This is a genomic window from Vibrio sp. Isolate33 (assembly GCF_022397895.1).
In the GTDB taxonomy this organism is placed as follows: Bacteria; Pseudomonadota; Gammaproteobacteria; order Enterobacterales; family Vibrionaceae; genus Vibrio; species Vibrio pomeroyi.
Map to the genome: position 1 here is coordinate 162,101 of NZ_JAKEUP010000009.1, position 16,525 is coordinate 178,625.

Annotated in this window: 12 protein-coding genes, 6 tRNA genes, 2 rRNA genes and 2 pseudogenes; 3 read left to right on the plus strand and 19 right to left on the minus strand. The window is 44.4% G+C overall.

All coding sequences use genetic code 11. The features are described 5' to 3' along the window. Positions 1-27: 27 nt before the first annotated feature. The 13 genes and pseudogenes from rpoB to L1D37_RS14540 all read right to left on the minus strand — a co-directional run bounded on the left by rpoB (position 28) and on the right by L1D37_RS14540 (position 9,810). Complete coding sequence (rpoB, locus tag L1D37_RS14480; RefSeq protein WP_017631517.1) at positions 28-4,056, minus strand: DNA-directed RNA polymerase subunit beta; 4,029 nt, start codon at positions 4,054-4,056, stop codon at positions 28-30. A gap of 235 nt (positions 4,057-4,291) precedes the next feature. Then, entirely contained in the window at positions 4,292-4,660 is a 369-nt protein-coding gene (rplL, locus tag L1D37_RS14485) for a 50S ribosomal protein L7/L12 (RefSeq protein WP_017631516.1), read from the minus strand. 57 nt (positions 4,661-4,717) lie between these two features. Then, positions 4,718-5,212 carry a 50S ribosomal protein L10 gene (rplJ, locus tag L1D37_RS14490; protein WP_010435550.1) on the minus strand — a complete coding sequence of 165 codons (495 nt, stop codon included), beginning with the start codon at positions 5,210-5,212 and terminating at the stop codon, positions 4,718-4,720. Between the two features lie 250 nt (positions 5,213-5,462). Next, positions 5,463-6,167 carry a 50S ribosomal protein L1 gene (gene rplA / locus L1D37_RS14495; RefSeq protein WP_017631514.1) on the minus strand — a complete coding sequence of 235 codons (705 nt, stop codon included), beginning with the start codon at positions 6,165-6,167 and terminating at the stop codon, positions 5,463-5,465. 4 nt (positions 6,168-6,171) lie between these two features. Beyond that, entirely contained in the window at positions 6,172-6,600 is a 429-nt protein-coding gene (gene rplK, locus L1D37_RS14500) for a 50S ribosomal protein L11 (RefSeq protein ID WP_010435555.1), read from the minus strand. A 213-nt stretch (positions 6,601-6,813) separates the two neighbouring features. Further along, the gene (nusG, locus tag L1D37_RS14505) at positions 6,814-7,362 is read right to left on the minus strand and encodes a transcription termination/antitermination protein NusG (protein WP_010435556.1); all 549 of its coding nucleotides are present in this window, start codon (positions 7,360-7,362) and stop codon (positions 6,814-6,816) included. Positions 7,363-7,375: 13 nt separating this feature from the next. Further along, entirely contained in the window at positions 7,376-7,753 is a 378-nt protein-coding gene (secE, locus tag L1D37_RS14510; RefSeq protein ID WP_017631512.1) for a preprotein translocase subunit SecE, read from the minus strand. A gap of 223 nt (positions 7,754-7,976) precedes the next feature. Next, positions 7,977-8,396: pseudogene (locus L1D37_RS14515) on the minus strand (EF-Tu/IF-2/RF-3 family GTPase); the annotation flags it as partial. A 59-nt stretch (positions 8,397-8,455) separates the two neighbouring features. Then, positions 8,456-9,308, minus strand: a pseudogene (locus tag L1D37_RS14520) (elongation factor Tu); the annotation flags it as partial. Between the two features lie 94 nt (positions 9,309-9,402). Further along, a tRNA-Thr gene (locus tag L1D37_RS14525) sits at positions 9,403-9,478 on the minus strand. Between the two features lie 13 nt (positions 9,479-9,491). Then, positions 9,492-9,566, minus strand: a tRNA-Gly gene (locus tag L1D37_RS14530). A 39-nt stretch (positions 9,567-9,605) separates the two neighbouring features. After that, a tRNA-Tyr gene (locus L1D37_RS14535) sits at positions 9,606-9,690 on the minus strand. Between the two features lie 44 nt (positions 9,691-9,734). Beyond that, positions 9,735-9,810: transfer RNA gene (locus L1D37_RS14540), tRNA-Thr, on the minus strand. A 210-nt stretch (positions 9,811-10,020) separates the two neighbouring features. Between L1D37_RS14540 and coaA the strand changes: the two genes are divergently transcribed. Then, complete coding sequence (gene coaA, locus L1D37_RS14545) at positions 10,021-10,944, plus strand: type I pantothenate kinase (RefSeq protein WP_239848314.1); 924 nt, start codon at positions 10,021-10,023, stop codon at positions 10,942-10,944. Between the two features lie 7 nt (positions 10,945-10,951). On the opposite strand, the gene birA is transcribed toward coaA, so the two are convergent. Both birA and murB read right to left on the minus strand, forming a co-directional pair. Continuing rightward, complete coding sequence (birA, locus tag L1D37_RS14550; RefSeq protein ID WP_239848315.1) at positions 10,952-11,917, minus strand: bifunctional biotin--[acetyl-CoA-carboxylase] ligase/biotin operon repressor BirA; 966 nt, start codon at positions 11,915-11,917, stop codon at positions 10,952-10,954. Next, positions 11,914-12,960: a UDP-N-acetylmuramate dehydrogenase gene (murB, locus tag L1D37_RS14555; protein WP_239848316.1), complete on the minus strand. Its 1,047-nt coding sequence runs from the start codon at positions 12,958-12,960 to the stop codon at positions 11,914-11,916. Before murB ends, birA begins: the two co-directional genes overlap by 4 nt. Positions 12,961-13,026: 66 nt before the next feature. Here murB and L1D37_RS14560 point away from each other — a divergent pair, with 66 nt between their 5' ends. Next, positions 13,027-13,458, plus strand: coding sequence for a GNAT family N-acetyltransferase (locus L1D37_RS14560; RefSeq protein ID WP_239848317.1), 432 nt, complete (start codon positions 13,027-13,029; stop codon positions 13,456-13,458). Between the two features lie 91 nt (positions 13,459-13,549). Further along, positions 13,550-14,890: a CDP-diacylglycerol--serine O-phosphatidyltransferase gene (gene pssA / locus L1D37_RS14565; RefSeq protein WP_239848318.1), complete on the plus strand. Its 1,341-nt coding sequence runs from the start codon at positions 13,550-13,552 to the stop codon at positions 14,888-14,890. A gap of 1,030 nt (positions 14,891-15,920) precedes the next feature. Here the strand turns inward: pssA and L1D37_RS14570 are convergent. From L1D37_RS14570 to L1D37_RS14585, 4 genes are all read right to left on the minus strand, one after another. Beyond that, positions 15,921-15,997, minus strand: a tRNA-Asp gene (locus tag L1D37_RS14570). Between the two features lie 30 nt (positions 15,998-16,027). Next, positions 16,028-16,104: transfer RNA gene (locus L1D37_RS14575), tRNA-Asp, on the minus strand. Between the two features lie 45 nt (positions 16,105-16,149). Then, positions 16,150-16,265, minus strand: a 5S ribosomal RNA gene (gene rrf / locus L1D37_RS14580). 131 nt (positions 16,266-16,396) lie between these two features. Then, a 23S ribosomal RNA gene (locus L1D37_RS14585) occupies positions 16,397-16,525 on the minus strand; the annotation flags it as partial.

A 16,525-nucleotide genomic window follows, 5' to 3' on the forward strand; every position in this document is an offset into this window, starting at 1 on the left:
CCTATCTTCTTTTAAAAAGAGGAGGGATTACTCTTCGTCTTCTAGCTCGATGTTGATACCTAGCGAGCGAATCTCTTTCAACAGTACGTTGAACGACTCAGGCATACCAGGTTCCATGCTATGGTTACCGTCTACGATGTTCTTATACATCTTAGTACGGCCGTTAACGTCATCCGACTTAACTGTTAGCATTTCTTGTAGAGTATATGCAGCACCGTATGCTTCTAGTGCCCATACTTCCATCTCACCGAAACGCTGACCACCGAACTGAGCTTTACCACCAAGTGGTTGCTGAGTTACTAGGCTGTAAGAACCAGTAGAACGAGCGTGCATCTTGTCATCAACCAAGTGGTTCAGTTTCAGCATGTACATGTAACCTACAGTTACAGGACGCTCAAACGAATCACCAGTACGACCGTCAAACAGTTTAAGCTGACCAGATTCTGGCAGATCACCCAGTTTAAGAAGTTCTTTGATTAATGTCTCAGAAGCACCGTCGAACACAGGAGTAGCAATCGGTAGACCGCCACGTAGGTTCTTGATCAGTGTACGAACTTGATCATCAGACAGTTCAGCAATATCAACTTTCTGACGAGTATCACCAAGATCATAAACCTTCTGTAGGAACTCACGGAACTTATGCAGTTCTTGTTGTTCCTTAACCATTTGGTTGATCTTGTCACCGATACCTTTAGCAGCCAAACCTAAGTGAACTTCTAGGATCTGACCGATGTTCATACGCGATGGTACACCCAGCGGGTTAAGTACGATGTCTACAGGTTGACCTTTCTCATCGTATGGCATGTCTTCAACAGGGTTAATCTTAGAGATTACACCTTTGTTACCGTGACGACCGGCCATCTTATCACCAGGCTGGATACGACGTTTAACCGCTAGGTAAACTTTAACAATCTTAAGAACGCCAGGCGCTAGATCATCACCTTGGGTGATTTTACGACGCTTAGTTTCAAACTTCTTATCGAAGTCTGCTTTTAGCTCATCCCACTGCTCAGCAAGTTGCTCAAGCTGTGTTTGTAGCGCATCGTCTTCTAGAACTTGCTCTAGCCATTGCTTACGACCGATAGTATCAAGCTTAGCTTCAGAGTAACCACCAGACAGAAGTACAGCTTTAACACGGTTAAGAAGGCCACCCTCAAGAATTTGGAACTCTTCAGTTAGGTCTTTCTTAGCTTCTTTAAGCTGCATCTGTTCGATTTCAAGTGCACGCTTGTCTTTCTCTACGCCATCGCGAGTGAAGACTTGTACATCGATGATAGTACCCGAAACAGAGTTTGGTACACGTAGAGAAGTATCTTTAACATCAGATGCTTTCTCACCGAAGATAGCACGTAGTAGCTTCTCTTCAGGAGTCAGTTGAGTTTCACCTTTAGGTGTTACTTTACCAACTAGGATGTCGCCACCCTTAACTTCAGCACCAATGTAAACGATACCTGACTCGTCTAGTTTAGACAGAGCAGACTCACCTACGTTTGGAATATCAGCTGTGATCTCTTCAGAGCCCAGCTTGGTATCACGAGCCACACAAGATAGTTCTTGGATGTGGATAGTCGTGAAACGGTCTTCTTGAACTACGCGCTCAGATACTAAGATCGAGTCTTCGAAGTTGTAACCGTTCCAAGGCATGAACGCGATACGCATGTTTTGGCCAAGAGCTAGTTCACCAAGGTCTGTTGAAGGACCGTCAGCAAGAACATCGCCGCGTGCAACTGGTTCGCCAGGAAGTACAGTTGGACGTTGGTTGATACATGTGTTTTGGTTCGAACGCGTGTACTTAGTTAGGTTGTAGATATCGATACCAGCTTCGCCAGGTACCAACTCATCTTCATTAACCTTAACTACGATACGAGAAGCGTCTACAGACTGAACTTGACCACCACGCTTAGCAACCGCTGTAACACCAGAGTCAACTGCGATGTTACGTTCAATACCAGTACCTACTAGAGGCTTATCAGCCTTAAGTGTTGGTACAGCTTGACGTTGCATGTTCGCACCCATCAATGCACGGTTCGCATCATCGTGTTCTAGGAACGGGATAAGCGAAGCAGCGATAGATACTACTTGGTTTGTCGCAACGTCCATGTAGTCAACGTGATCACGAGGGTGAAGACCAGATTCACCTTTTTGACGAGCTGTGATTAGCTCATCTGCAAACGTACCTTCTTCTGTAAGAACAGTGTTTGCCTGCGCGATTACGAATTGACCTTCCTGGATTGCAGACAGGTAATCAACTTCTTCTGTTACTACACCATCTACTACACGACGGTACGGAGTTTCTAGGAAACCGTAATCGTTACAACGTGCAAACGCAGATAGCGAGTTAATTAGACCGATGTTTGGACCTTCAGGCGTTTCGATCGGACATAGACGACCGTAGTGAGTTACGTGAACGTCACGTACTTCGAAGCCTGCGCGCTCACGAGTAAGACCACCAGGACCTAAAGCAGAGATACGACGCTTGTGCGTAACTTCTGACAATGGGTTGTTTTGGTCCATAAACTGTGAAAGCTGTGAAGAGCCAAAGAATTCTTTAACTGCAGCAGAGATCGGCTTAGCGTTGATTAGATCTTGAGGCATGATTGCATCAAGGTCACCAAGGCTTAGGCGCTCTTTAACGGCACGTTCTACACGAACTAGACCAACACGGAATTGGTTTTCTGCCATTTCACCTACAGAACGGATACGACGGTTGCCAAGGTGGTCGATATCGTCCACTTCACCAATACCGTTACGGATACCAATCAGTTTCTTCATCACTTCGATGATGTCTGATTCATCCAGAGTACCGCGCTCTTCTTCTTCTTCACGCTCGATAGAGCTGTTGAACTTCATACGGCCTACAGTTGATAGGTCGTAACGTTCTTCAGAGAAGAATAGGCTTTCGAATAGAGATTCTGCAGCTTCTTTCGTTGGTGGCTCGCCAGGACGCATCATGCGGTAGATTTCTACCAATGCAGAGATGCGATCTACTGTGCTATCTGCACGTAGAGTATCTGACATGAATGGACCGTGATCTAGGTCATTCGTGAACAGAGTTTGTAGAGCCTTGTGGCCTGCTTGAGACAGGTTAGCAAGTGCTTCTAGGCTAATCTCTTGGTTCGCGCCAACGATGATCTCGCCAGTTGCTTCATTGATGTAATCTTTAGATGCAACTTTACCAACGATGTACTCTACTGGTACTTCGATGTGCTCAACGCCATCTTTTTCAAGTTGACGGATATGGCGAGCAGTAACACGACGACCAGTCTCAACGTAAGTTTTGCCGTTTGCTTCGATGTCGAATGACGCAGTTTCACCACGTAGACGATCAGGAACCAACTCCATAAGAAGAGTTTGGTCTTTAACTTCGAAGTTCACTTTGTCGAAGAACAGATCTAGGATCTCTTCAGTCGATTTACCAAGTGCACGAAGAATAATCGATGCTGGTAGCTTACGACGACGGTCGATACGTACGAATAAGTTATCCTTAGGATCGAACTCAAAGTCTAACCATGAGCCACGGTAAGGAATTACACGTGCGTTATAAAGAACTTTACCTGATGAGTGGGTCTTACCCTTATCACTGTCGAAGAACACGCCTGGGCTTCGGTGCAGCTGGGATACGATAACCCTCTCGGTACCATTAATTACGAAAGTACCATTGTCTGTCATAAGCGGAATTTCGCCCATGTAGACTTCTTGTTCTTTAATGTCTTTTACAGTACCTGCTGGTGCATCTCGATCAAAGATAACTAGACGTAGTTTTACGCGTAGTGGCTTTGAGTAAGTAACACCGCGGATTTGACATTCTTTAACGTCAAAAACTGGCTCACCAAGACGGTAGCTAACGTATTGCAGCTCAGAATTGCCGTTGTAGCTCTGAATTGGAAATACAGAACGGAAAGCAGCTTCAAGACCGTATTGACCTTCTGGATCCTGTTCGATGAATTTGTCGAAAGAATCAAGCTGGATCGATAACAGGTATGGAATGTCCAAAACTTGTGGACGAGTACCAAAATCCTTACGGATGCGCTTTTTCTCGGTATAAGAGTAAACCATGGGGTTCCTCAGCTCGCTGATAAGTGACCCAAACCACCCAAAACACTCTTCAGAGGGGGTGGTGACAAACAGCTGTTTAGTGGTAGTGAACAATCATTTCGAAAAAATGACTGTTTTTTTGCTCGGATTATGACGGTTAAACAGCGGAAATTTCGTCATAGCCCTACAGCGCAAAAAGGCCGGTGGTTAATAAACCACCAGCCATTAGCCTTGCGGCTATGAAATTAAGTAATAATTACTTGATTTCAACAGAAGCGCCAGCTTCTTCTAGCTGTGCTTTAAGAGCTTCAGCTTCAGCTTTGTCAACGCCTTCTTTAAGCGCTGCAGGAGCTGAGTCTACAAGACCTTTAGCTTCTTTAAGACCTAGGCCAGTTGCGCCACGTACAGCTTTGATAACTTGTACTTTGTTAGCGCCAGCAGCAGTTAGGATAACGTCGAATTCAGTTTGCTCAGCAGCAGCGTCGCCGCCAGCTGCGCCGCCAGCTACAACAGCAGCAGCTGCAGTAACGCCGAATTTCTCTTCCATAGCTTCGATAAGCTCAACAACTTGCATTACAGACATTTCTGCAACTGCGTCTAGGATTTGCTCGTTAGTAATAGACATAACAATTCTCTTTTAAGTCAACAATAAGTTTAAATAGCAACCAGTGAAAAGCAAGGCTTATGCCGCAGCTTCTTCTTTTTGGTCGCGAACAGCAGCGATAGTACGAACCAGCTTGCCAGCAGAAGCTTCTTTCATGCACATCATTAGGCGTGCGATAGCTTCGTCGTAAGTTGGTAGTGTCGCTAGTACTTCAGCATCAGTAACTGCGCCTTCAAATGCAGCAGCTTTGATCTCGAAATCTTTATTCTCTTTAGCGAAGTCTTTGAAAAGACGCGCTGCAGCACCTGGGTGCTCATTAGAGAATGCGATCAGAGTTGGACCAGTGAAAGTGTCTACTAGACACTCGTAGTCTGTACCCTGAACCGCACGGCGTGCTAGTGTGTTACGAACAACTTTCATGTAAACACCCGCTTCGCGAGCTTGTTTACGTAGAGAAGTCATTGCGCCAACTTCAACGCCACGAGAATCAGCTACAACTGCAGAAAGTGCACCACTGGCAGCTTCGTTGACTTCAGCAACAATTGCTTTTTTGTCTTGAAGATTTAAAGCCATTTGGATTAACCTCTGGTTGTGATTACAGCACTCAATACAAAATGTAATGAGCGTTTACGATGTTATTTAAAAATGAATAAATTCACTTCAAACCACAACATCGCCTACGTAGGTTTTATTAAGCTATCAATAATCTAATGAAAATCGACAGCGCCTACGGTCTTGGGATAGATGATTTCAAATTGCTTTAAAACCACCCAACCACAAATATTAGGCGCAGAAGTATACACTAAATCTGCGCCTAAGCAAATTAGTTTGCTTGAGTGTCAAGACTAGCTTGATCAACAGCAACACCAGCACCCATCGTAGTAGAGATGCTTACTTTCTTCAGGTAAGTACCCTTAGCTGAAGAAGGCTTAGCTTTCTTAAGAGCAACTAGAAGTGCTTCTAGGTTCTCTTGAAGCTGGTTAGCTTCGAAAGATGCTTTACCGATAGTAGTGTGGATGATGCCGTTCTTGTCGTTACGGTAACGAACCTGACCAGCTTTAGCGTTCTTAACCGCTTCAGCAACGTTAGGAGTTACAGTACCAACTTTAGGGTTTGGCATAAGGCCGCGTGGACCTAGGATTGTACCTAGTTGACCAACAACACGCATTGCATCTGGAGAAGCAACAACTACGTCGAAGTTCATTTCGCCTTTTTTCACTTGCTCAGCAAGATCTTCCATACCAACGATATCTGCGCCAGCAGCTTTAGCAGCTTCTGCGTTTGCACCTTGAGTGAAAACAGCAACGCGGATGTCACGGCCAGTACCGTGAGGTAGCACAGTTGCGCCACGAACGTTTTGGTCAGATTTACGAGCATCGATGCCTAGGTTAACAGCAACGTCTACAGACTCAACGAATTTAGCAGTCGCTAGTTCTTTAAGAAGAGCAACAGCTTCGTTGATTTCGTATTCTTTAGTTGAGTCAACTTTGTCGCGGATTACGCGCATACGCTTAGTAAGTTTTGCCATGATCTTATCCCTCTACCACTAGGCCCATTGAACGAGCAGTACCAGCAATAGAACGCTTCATTGCTTCGATGTCAGCACCAGTCATATCAGCAGCTTTAGTTTCTGCGATTTCCTGAACTTGAGCGTCAGTAACAGTACCAACTTTCTCAGTGTTTGGACGACCAGAACCAGACTTAACGCCAGCAGCTTTCTTAAGAAGAACAGCAGCAGGTGGAGTCTTAGTTACGAACGTGAAAGAACGGTCGTTGTAAACAGTAATAACTACTGGAGTAGGTAGACCTTTCTCAACAGATTCTGTTTTTGCGTTGAACGCTTTACAGAATTCCATGATGTTCACGCCGTGTTGACCTAGAGCAGGACCAACCGGTGGACTTGGGTTTGCCATACCAGCTGCAACTTGCAGTTTGATATAAGCTTCAACTTTCTTAGCCATGATATTTCCTAATATTTGGGTACATGCGCCAGCCGTAAGGCGAGCTCCCCATAATTTCAATTAACTCTTTTTTACTTCCTCAGAAGCAAAAAGGCGCGAAATTATAATCATAATTCGCGCCTTTAACAACCCTAAAAAGGTGATTTTTTATACTCTTTAATTTTGAACAGCTTATGAACTATTTATCCACAACTTGCTCAAAAGGTAAGAGTATTAGTCCAGTTTTTCAACCTGACCAAATTCAAGCTCAACCGGTGTTGCACGACCAAAGATCGATACAGATACCTTAATGCGGCTTTTCTCGTAATCTACTTCTTCAACAGTACCGTTGAAGTCAGCAAATGGACCATCGTTCACACGAACCACTTCACCCGCTTCGAACATTGTCTTAGGACGTGGAGACTCGCTCGCTTTCTCTAGACGGTTCAAGATAGCATCAGCTTCTTTATCAGTGATTGGTGCAGGACGATCAGAGGTACCACCAATGAAGCCCATAACACGCGGAATGCTGCGTACTAAGTGCCATGATTCATCATTCATGATCATTTGAACTAATACGTAGCCAGGGAAGAATTTACGTTCACTTTTACGACGTTGGCCTGCACGCATTTCCACTACTTCTTCAGTAGGTACTAGCACATCGCCAAATAGTTCTTCCATGTTGTGCATTTTAATATGCTCGCGTAGCGACTGTGCAACACGACCTTCAAAGCCAGAAAAGGCTTGAACTACATACCAACGTTTTTTTGGAGCTTCACTCATGAATCAGAACCCTCTACACCCCAGTTGCTAGAGAAACTAGACGGACCATAATGCCGTCAATTCCCCAAAGCACTAGAGACATAACAATACATACAGCTAAAACGATCAATGTAGTTTGCATAGTTTCTTGGCGAGTAGGCCAAACAACTTTACGAATCTCCATACGAGATTCTTTTGCAAAATCGATCGCAGCTTTACCTTTAGTTGTTGTTGCTGCAACGCCTAGTGCGGCAGCAATCAGCACAACTACACCTGCAGCGCGAATTACAACAGACAATTCACCATACAGGTAATTACCCACAACAGCAGCAGCCAACAGAACAAAAGCGACAATCCACTTCATTGTATCTGCTGCACTTGAGCTATCAGGAGTTTCAGCGTTTGCTTTCATAAAACCAACCTGTGATAAGTCTTAAATATAGACGACAATAACCCCGCTGTTGCAGGGCACATTCCTTTGCGTTGCAAAACAACACATCTAACAGTCATTTTAGTCAAAAAGACCGTTTAATTCTTTGCTAAGAGCTGAAATTGATGTCAAATCGCTCAACTCTTTTTTCAGCGCAGAAAAAGGGCATCAAATGATGCCCTTTTTACTAGTGGTTCGTCAAATCTTATGCAAAGATTTTAGCTACAACACCAGCACCAACTGTACGGCCACCTTCGCGGATTGCGAAACGTAGACCTTCGTCCATTGCGATTGGAGCGATTAGCTCAACAGTCATTTGAACGTTGTCACCTGGCATTACCATTTCTACGCCTTCAGGTAGAGTGATGTCGCCTGTTACGTCAGTTGTACGGAAGTAGAACTGTGGACGGTAACCTTTGAAGAAAGGAGTGTGACGGCCGCCTTCGTCTTTAGAAAGTACGTATACTTCAGACTCAAACTTAGTGTGTGGGTTGATAGAACCTTTCGCAGAAAGTACTTGACCACGTTCAACGTCATCACGCTTAGTACCACGTAGAAGTGCACCAACGTTCTCACCTGCACGACCTTCGTCAAGCAGTTTACGGAACATTTCAACACCAGTACAAGNGGTAGAGTGATGTCGCCTGTTACGTCAGTTGTACGGAAGTAGAACTGTGGACGGTAACCTTTGAAGAAAGGAGTGTGACGGCCGCCTTCGTCTTTAGAAAGTACGTATACTTCAGACTCAAACTTAGTGTGTGGGTTGATAGAACCTTTCGCAGAAAGTACTTGACCACGTTCAACGTCATCACGCTTAGTACCACGTAGAAGTGCACCAACGTTCTCACCTGCACGACCTTCGTCAAGCAGTTTACGGAACATTTCAACACCAGTACAAGTAGTAAGAGTAGTCTCTTTGATACCAACGATTTCTACTTCGTCACCTACACGTAGGATACCRCGCTCGATACGACCAGTTACAACAGTACCACGACCTTGAATTGAGAATACRTCTTCAATTGGTAGTAGGAACGGTTGGTCTACTGCACGCTCTGGCTCAGGGATGTAAGAATCTAGTGCTTCTGCAAGCTCAACGATCTTGTCTTCCCACTGCTTCTCGCCGTTTAGTGCGCCAAGTGCAGAACCYTGGATAACTGGTAGGTCATCACCTGGGAAGTCGTACTCAGAAAGAAGTTCACGAACTTCCATTTCTACTAGCTCAAGTAGYTCTTCGTCATCAACCATGTCACATTTGTTCATGAATACGATGATGTAAGGGATACCAACTTGACGACCAAGTAGGATGTGCTCACGAGTTTGAGGCATAGGGCCGTCAGTCGCAGCAACAACTAGGATACCGCCGTCCATTTGTGCAGCACCAGTGATCATGTTTTTAACATAATCCGCGTGTCCTGGACAGTCTACGTGTGCGTAGTGACGTGCTGGAGTCTGTTAGAGTTGTTTTACCGTGGTCAACGTGGCCGATAGTACCAACGTTTACGTGCGGTTTCGTACGTTCAAATTTTTCTTTAGACATGGGGTGTCCCTCTAGGTACGGATTAGGTGGCTTAAAATAAGACCACGCAACCAAAAAAATGGTTTTCTTTATTAAAGGAGAAGAAGCTTTAGACTGGTGCTAATACCCAGAGTCGAACTGGGGACCTCACCCTTACCAAGGGTGCGCTCTACCGACTGAGCTATATCAGCACACAAAATGAGTTGGAGCGTGCAGCGGGAATCGAACCCGCATCATCAGCTTGGAAGGCTGAGGTAATAGCCATTATACGATGCACGCAACACGTAACTCTGTTTGAGCTATTTAACCTTTAGAATATGGTGGAGAGGGACGGATTCGAACCATCGAAGGCAGTGCCAACAGATTTACAGTCTGCTCCCTTTGGCCACTCGGGAACCTCTCCAAATTTTGAGCTTTCTCTCGCTTGCCTTAAAGGAAGGGAGAAAGTGGTGCCGACTACCGGAATCGAACTGGTGACCTACTGATTACAAGTCAGTTGCTCTACCTACTGAGCTAAGTCGGCACAAGTGGGGCGCATTTTATTGAATGATTTTCCACCTTGCAATAGTAAATTGAAAAAAAGTGCAAAATTCTATTACCAAACTCCTACATACGGCAATTTAGCTCAAGGTTTCCATCTTTAACCCGCATCTAGCACAGGAAGATATTTTATTTATCTATCGCTTGATGTATTTTCCATGCACTTGTTTTGTTATCCACTATAGAGTTTTGTATGAGCCCATTTATGTCATTTGACCGCGAACGCTGGTCTGAGCTAAGGAATTTAGTTCCGATGACACTTTCTGAAAGCGACTTAAAAGAGCTTCAAGGCATCAATGAAAAACTCACAATGGAAGAGGCTGTGGAGATCTATCTACCACTTTCTCGCCTGTTGAATCTTTATGTGGCAGCCAGACAAAACAGAAACTCGGTACTTCATGAGTTCCTAGATAAGAAAGAGAAAGCGCCACCTTTTATCATCGGTATTGCAGGTAGTGTTGCCGTTGGTAAAAGTACAACTGCGCGACTGCTTAAAGCCCTACTCTCTCGTTGGGAGAACCACCCAAAAGTTGAGTTAGTCACAACAGACGGTTTCTTATACCCAAATGAAGTGTTGGAAGAGAAAGGGTTGATGAGTAAGAAAGGCTTCCCTGAGTCATACGACATCAAGCGTCTAGTGAACTTTGTCTCGGATGTTAAAGCGTGCAAAAGAAATGTCACCGCACCGGTATACTCGCACCTAACTTACAACATTACTGATGATGTTAAGTGTGTCGACCTACCCGATGTGCTTATTATTGAAGGGCTTAATGTCTTACAGAGTGGCATGAACTACCCACACGAACCGCATCGTGTGTTTATTTCAGACTTCCTTGATTTCTCACTCTATGTGGATGCTGACAGCCAGCAGATCAAAGAGTGGTACATCAATCGTTTTATGAAGTTTCGCGACGGGGCGTTTACCAAGCCCGGTTCGTACTTTAGTCATTACACTAAGCTATCGAACCAAGCTGCACTGGAAAAAGCGGAAGGTATCTGGAGTTCAATCAATGGCTTGAACCTTGAACAAAATATCCTTCCAACAAGAGAAAGAGCACATCTGATTTTGCGAAAAGGCGCAGATCATATGGTTGAAGAAGTGTTACTTAGAAAATAGTAACGCCTTAATCCCCTTTTCTTAGCGATATTTCGCCACCAATATAACTCTCGATGCCATTCTCGGTTTTGAGTAACACGGCACCTTGTTCATCGATGCCTTGAACAACACCTTCAATTTCTCTAGGTCCAATAATCAACCTAACATTGCGGCCTAAGAAATTATCTAAGCGATTCCAACGTTCTACAAAATTGGACATTCCTTTCAGTTCATAATCCACAAGAGACTTATCCCAAGCATTGATCAGAGCCTGTGCTAATTGGTTACGATCAGGCACCTTCCCGTCACACACTTCTTTAAGTGAAGTCCACGGTTGACCAATACCTGATGTCGTTGGATCCATCGATAGGTTCAACCCTAAACCAATAATAATATGAGCTGCGCCACCCGACTGCCCAGAGAGCTCTACCAAGATACCCGCGAGCTTCTTGTCATTGTGGTATAGGTCATTCGGCCACTTAAGCTTGATGCCTTCAACGCCCATCTCTTCCAAAGCCTCTACAACGGCTACGCCAACCACAAGGCTTAGCCCCATTGCAGCAGCCATACCGGCGTCAAGCCTCCAGTACATTGAAAGGTAAAGGTTTGCACCAAATGGCGATACCCACTCTCTTCCACGACGCCCGCGGCCAGCAGCTTGATACTCAGCAATACAAACCGAACCAGACTCAAGAGTGTTCGTACGCTCTAACAAGTGCTGGTTTGTAGAATCAATGATTGGGATCAGCTCAAGCGAAGCGTCAAGGCTCGGAGCTGACAATTTCTCTTGGTCAAGCATGTCCAGCTGGTTAGCTAGCTTGTAGCCTTTGCCTTGCACTCGATATATATCCAAGCCCCACTCTTGAATCCCTTTAATGTGCTTACTGATAGCCGCTCGTGATACGCCTATCATCTCGCCTAGGTCTTCTCCGGAATGAAACTCGCCATCGGAGAGACATTTGAGTAGTACTAGTTTAGTACTGTGTTCCCTCATACTAATGCCTCCAAAGCTCTATCTAGGTTTGTCTCGCTATCTCTACCCATAAAGCGGACTTCGTGTTCCAGCTGAATATCGAACTTGTTCAGGACAGATTGACGAACTCGATCGGCAAGCTTAAGGATGTCGATAGCAGAAGCTTGATCATAATTGATGATAACCAGTGCTTGATTCGGGTGAACTTGAGCGCCGCCTTCAGTTACACCTTTAAACTGACATTGATCAATCAGCCATCCTGCGGCAACTTTGATCATGTCGTTACTCTCGTAACCAACGATGTTTGGGTACAGCTCTGACAGGCGATCAAAATGATCTTTAGTGATCACGGGGTTTTTGAAAAAGCTTCCAGCATTGCCCTGTTTCGAAGGGTCTGGCAGTTTGCTCGAACGAATAGCACATACTTCATCGAATATCGTACTAGGGGAAAGTGTTTCTGCTGGCAGGCTTTTAAGTGGGCCGTAATGGTTACATGGCTTCCACTCTTTCGGCAGTGTTAAACCAATCGCGACAACAATCGCTTTGCCATAAAGCGCGTGTTTAAAAATGGAATCTCGGTAACCAAAGAGACACTCCTCTTTGCTTAATCGCTTAACTGTATAAGTATCCAGAGATAGGATATCGACGTATTCACAGACGTCTTGCAGCTCAACGCCGTACGCACCAATATTCTGAATAGGTGCAGAGCCAGAACAACCTGGAATCATGGCTAGATTTTCTAAGCCGCCAAGCCCTTTATCGACACTCCACTTAACCAAGCTAGGCCAATCCTCACCACCATTAACATGTAGATGGTGATGACTCTCTGTCTCGGTTAGCGTAATGCCAGCTAACTGGTTCACAATAATCAAGCCTGCAAAGTGTTCAGTAAAAAGCATATTACTGCCCTTGCCCAGTATTAGCTTAGGCAAAGTTGACCATTTAGGGTCTTGATAAACCGTAATCAGTTCTTCGATAGTCGTGACTTCAACCAACGCATCACATGTCTGATCGATGGAAAAAGTATGAGCGTTTTTTAAACTAGCATTGAGATGGAATTGCATGACGATATTCAATTAACTTACACTGCAACCATTCTACAGCAGATAAACCAGTGGCGCAGTGACTGAATGAACAATGTCATCATTACCCAATTAGACCCCGTTAAAGTTCCCCTAGTAAAACGTTTCTACAAGGAACATTATCCAACGGGGAAAGCCAATAAGAGTGAGCTTATCTACTCATTACTCATGGATAACGAGCTTTGCGGTGTCGTGCGTTTTCGGACGATAGAAAATGCTCGCTTGCTTACCGGAATGGCTATATCAAAAGAACATCGTGGTAAGCAATTAGGCTCTCAGCTTATGGATTATTGTGCTCAGCATACGCTAACAGAAAACGACTACTGCTTTGCCTACGCACATCTCACCAGCTTTTACGCACGACATAACTTCGTACAGATCGATCCAGAACAGCTACCCAATGGCTTGAGAGTTTTATACGAGCGCTATTCGAATAGCGGAAAAGATCTCATTCCTATGCATTATCAGCAAAATTGTTAGAGAATGCCTCGATTATCTAGTATTTGGGTCTATCCCTTTGGTAAAATTAAAGGTTCGCAATTTTGCATATTTTTAAGGTAAAACAGTCAATATGATTGCCAGTAGGAATCCATTCATACAGTTGCCAACCATAGCGCAGAATCCTGACAAGTTTGAAGTACTACTATCAGCGCAAGAGTTTCGAACTCGCTTACTTTATGAGATCTCTCGCGCAACGACTCGTATTAGTTTAGTCGCTTTGTACCTTGAAGATGATGAGGCTGGCCGTGAGATCCTAACTGCCTTATATGAAGCAAAGCAAAAGAATCCAGAACTAGATGTTAGTGTATGTGTCGATTGGCACAGAGCACAACGTGGATTGATTGGCGCAGAGTCCTCTGAAGGCAACGCGGCAATGTATAAAGAGTTTGCTGAAAAATATCAGCACTCTGTTCCTGTCTATGGCATCCCTGTTCGCGGTAAAGAAGTCTTTGGCGTATTGCACCTAAAAGGCTTTATCGTCGATGACAGCGTGATATACAGCGGTGCAAGCCTTAACAATATCTACCTGAATTACCATGACCGTTATCGCTTTGATCGCTACCATGTTTTAAACAACGCAGCACTTGCTGACTCGATGTTTACCTACGTGCACGAGCAAATGATCTCAGACAGTGCGGTTTACGACTTGGCAGATAAGAACAAGCCAGTAACCAAAGAACTGAAACCAGCGATTCGCCAGTTCCGAGCTTCACTAGCACGATCTCAATACCAATTCGATGGTCAGGATGTTTCATCAGAGCAAGTAGCCGTAACGCCATTAGTTGGTATTGGTAAACGACGTAACCGTCTGAATCAAGGCATCAATCAACTTGTCGCTCAAGCTAAAGATGAGATCTTTATCTGTACACCTTACTTCAACTTCCCACCTAGCCTAGCTAAAGAAGTGAAGAAAGCACTTAAGCGTGGTGTAAAGGTCAGTATTGTTGTCGGTGATAAAACAGCGAACGATTTCTTTATCTCACCAGAAGAAGAGTTTAAAACGATCGGTGGTTTACCATACCTATACGAATTAAACTTGCGCCGTTTCGCTAAAGCCAATGAAGCTCACATTGCTAGCCGTAATCTATCGATTCGACTTTGGCAACACGATTCCAATAGCTTCCATCTAAAGGGTATCTGGGTCGATAAGCGTTATATGCTCCTAACGGGTAATAACCTCAACCCTCGTGCATGGAAACTGGATCTAGAGAACGGTATCTTTATCCAAGATCACTACCATCACCTAACTGAGAAGTTCCAAGCTGAAGTAGACAACATTCTTCAACACACTCAGCTTATCTGTACTTATAAGCAGTTAGATAAAGTAGACAGCTATCCGATGGAAGTTCAGAAGCTAATTCGCAAGATCACTCGCGTCAAAGCAGACAGAGTACTTAAACAGATTCTATAGCGAATAGTTTCCCTAAGATTAATCAACGCCTAGCAAACGCTAGGCGTTTTTGTATCAATAACACGATATATATTCTGAACCGATACAGACTATCAAACGTTAGCTAAGGCTTGAATAATCGCCTAACCTAGAGAGACTCCATACTCATCTCTTCATCGGTCTCGGGAATGACTAGATCGGAGACAAGTTCAATTGATCGAATACTCAATTTAATTACCTAAAAGCTATATACGCAATAACTGCTTTCACCCCACAACTAAGTGATTGGAGAGCGTGGATGGTTATCTTCAACATTCTGAAAGCTTCAATAACACACTCTGACTACTCACTACTATCCCTATATGCGTCTCCACAGCAGATAAACAAACTTCATCCAACACATCTAACGAGCAAAACTCCAATCAAACAACTTGAATCAACCATTTCTTCCCCTTCCTAAATAACACTAAATAGCCTCAATCGATATCAGAATGGCCTTAATAGTTAGTCCAAGTATTACGATACTCTTACGACGACATTTGCAGATAGGAGGCATATAAAACTTACGAGCATTCTGACAGGGGTGGCTTTTCTAATAAGTAACAGAATAGTTGGATTTTCGCATCTTCACTAACGATCAGAGTAAAGGTAATCGTATATTCTTAAAGTGCAAACAAGCTTCGGAAATTTGAGGGAATGTTCCTCGTAAGTAATGGTTTGATGTGAGCTGTACCCATCCAGAACCGAACTCAGTGACAAGTTCATCCTAGTCTAGAAATGATGAAAGCCCCGCTATTTTCTAGCGACGCTTCTTAATAAGTGGCTTTATGGCTGAGGACTCTGACAACCGGAACTAATTGGTCGAAGATTAAATTATCTATACCCAGAAACGACGAAAGCCTAGTCGTAAGACTAGGCTTTCTAATAAGTAGCGGAGTGTCTGGTATTCCATCAGACTCACGCACGAGTAGAACTCTTTCAACTGAAGGGAATATACAATGRCTCAAATGTAAAAAAGCCCTGCTATTTCTAGCAGGGCTTTTCTAATAAGTGGCGGAGTGGACGGGACTCGAACCCGCGACCCCCGGCGTGACAGGCCGGTATTCTAACCAACTGAACTACCACTCCGCAGTGGACTACTTGTCGTCGCTGAATAAGTGGCGGAGTGGACGGGACTCGAACCCGCGACCCCCGGCGTGACAGGCCGGTATTCTAACCAACTGAACTACCACTCCGCAGTGGACTACTTGTCGTCGCTGACAAGTCGTTCATAATTTAAAGCCTGGCGATGTCCTACTCTCACATGGGGAAGCCCCACACTACCATCGGCGCTATTGTGTTTCACTTCTGAGTTCGGCATGGAATCAGGTGGGTCCACAATGCTATGGTCGCCAAGCAAATTTTGCTTTYACTTTCAGCTTTTTTTAAAAACTGAAGGCAAAATAATCTGGAAAACTGTATTTAAAAGTRWCTCTTCAAACTCATTCAAGGTCTSTCTTTGAGTCCACAAAACCCCTTGGGTGTTGTATGGTTAAGCCTCACGGGCAATTAGTACAGGTTAGCTCAATGCCTCRCAGCACTTACACACCCTGCCTATCAACGTTCTAGTCTTGAACAACCCTTAAGGACGCTTATAGCGTCAGGGAAAACTCATCT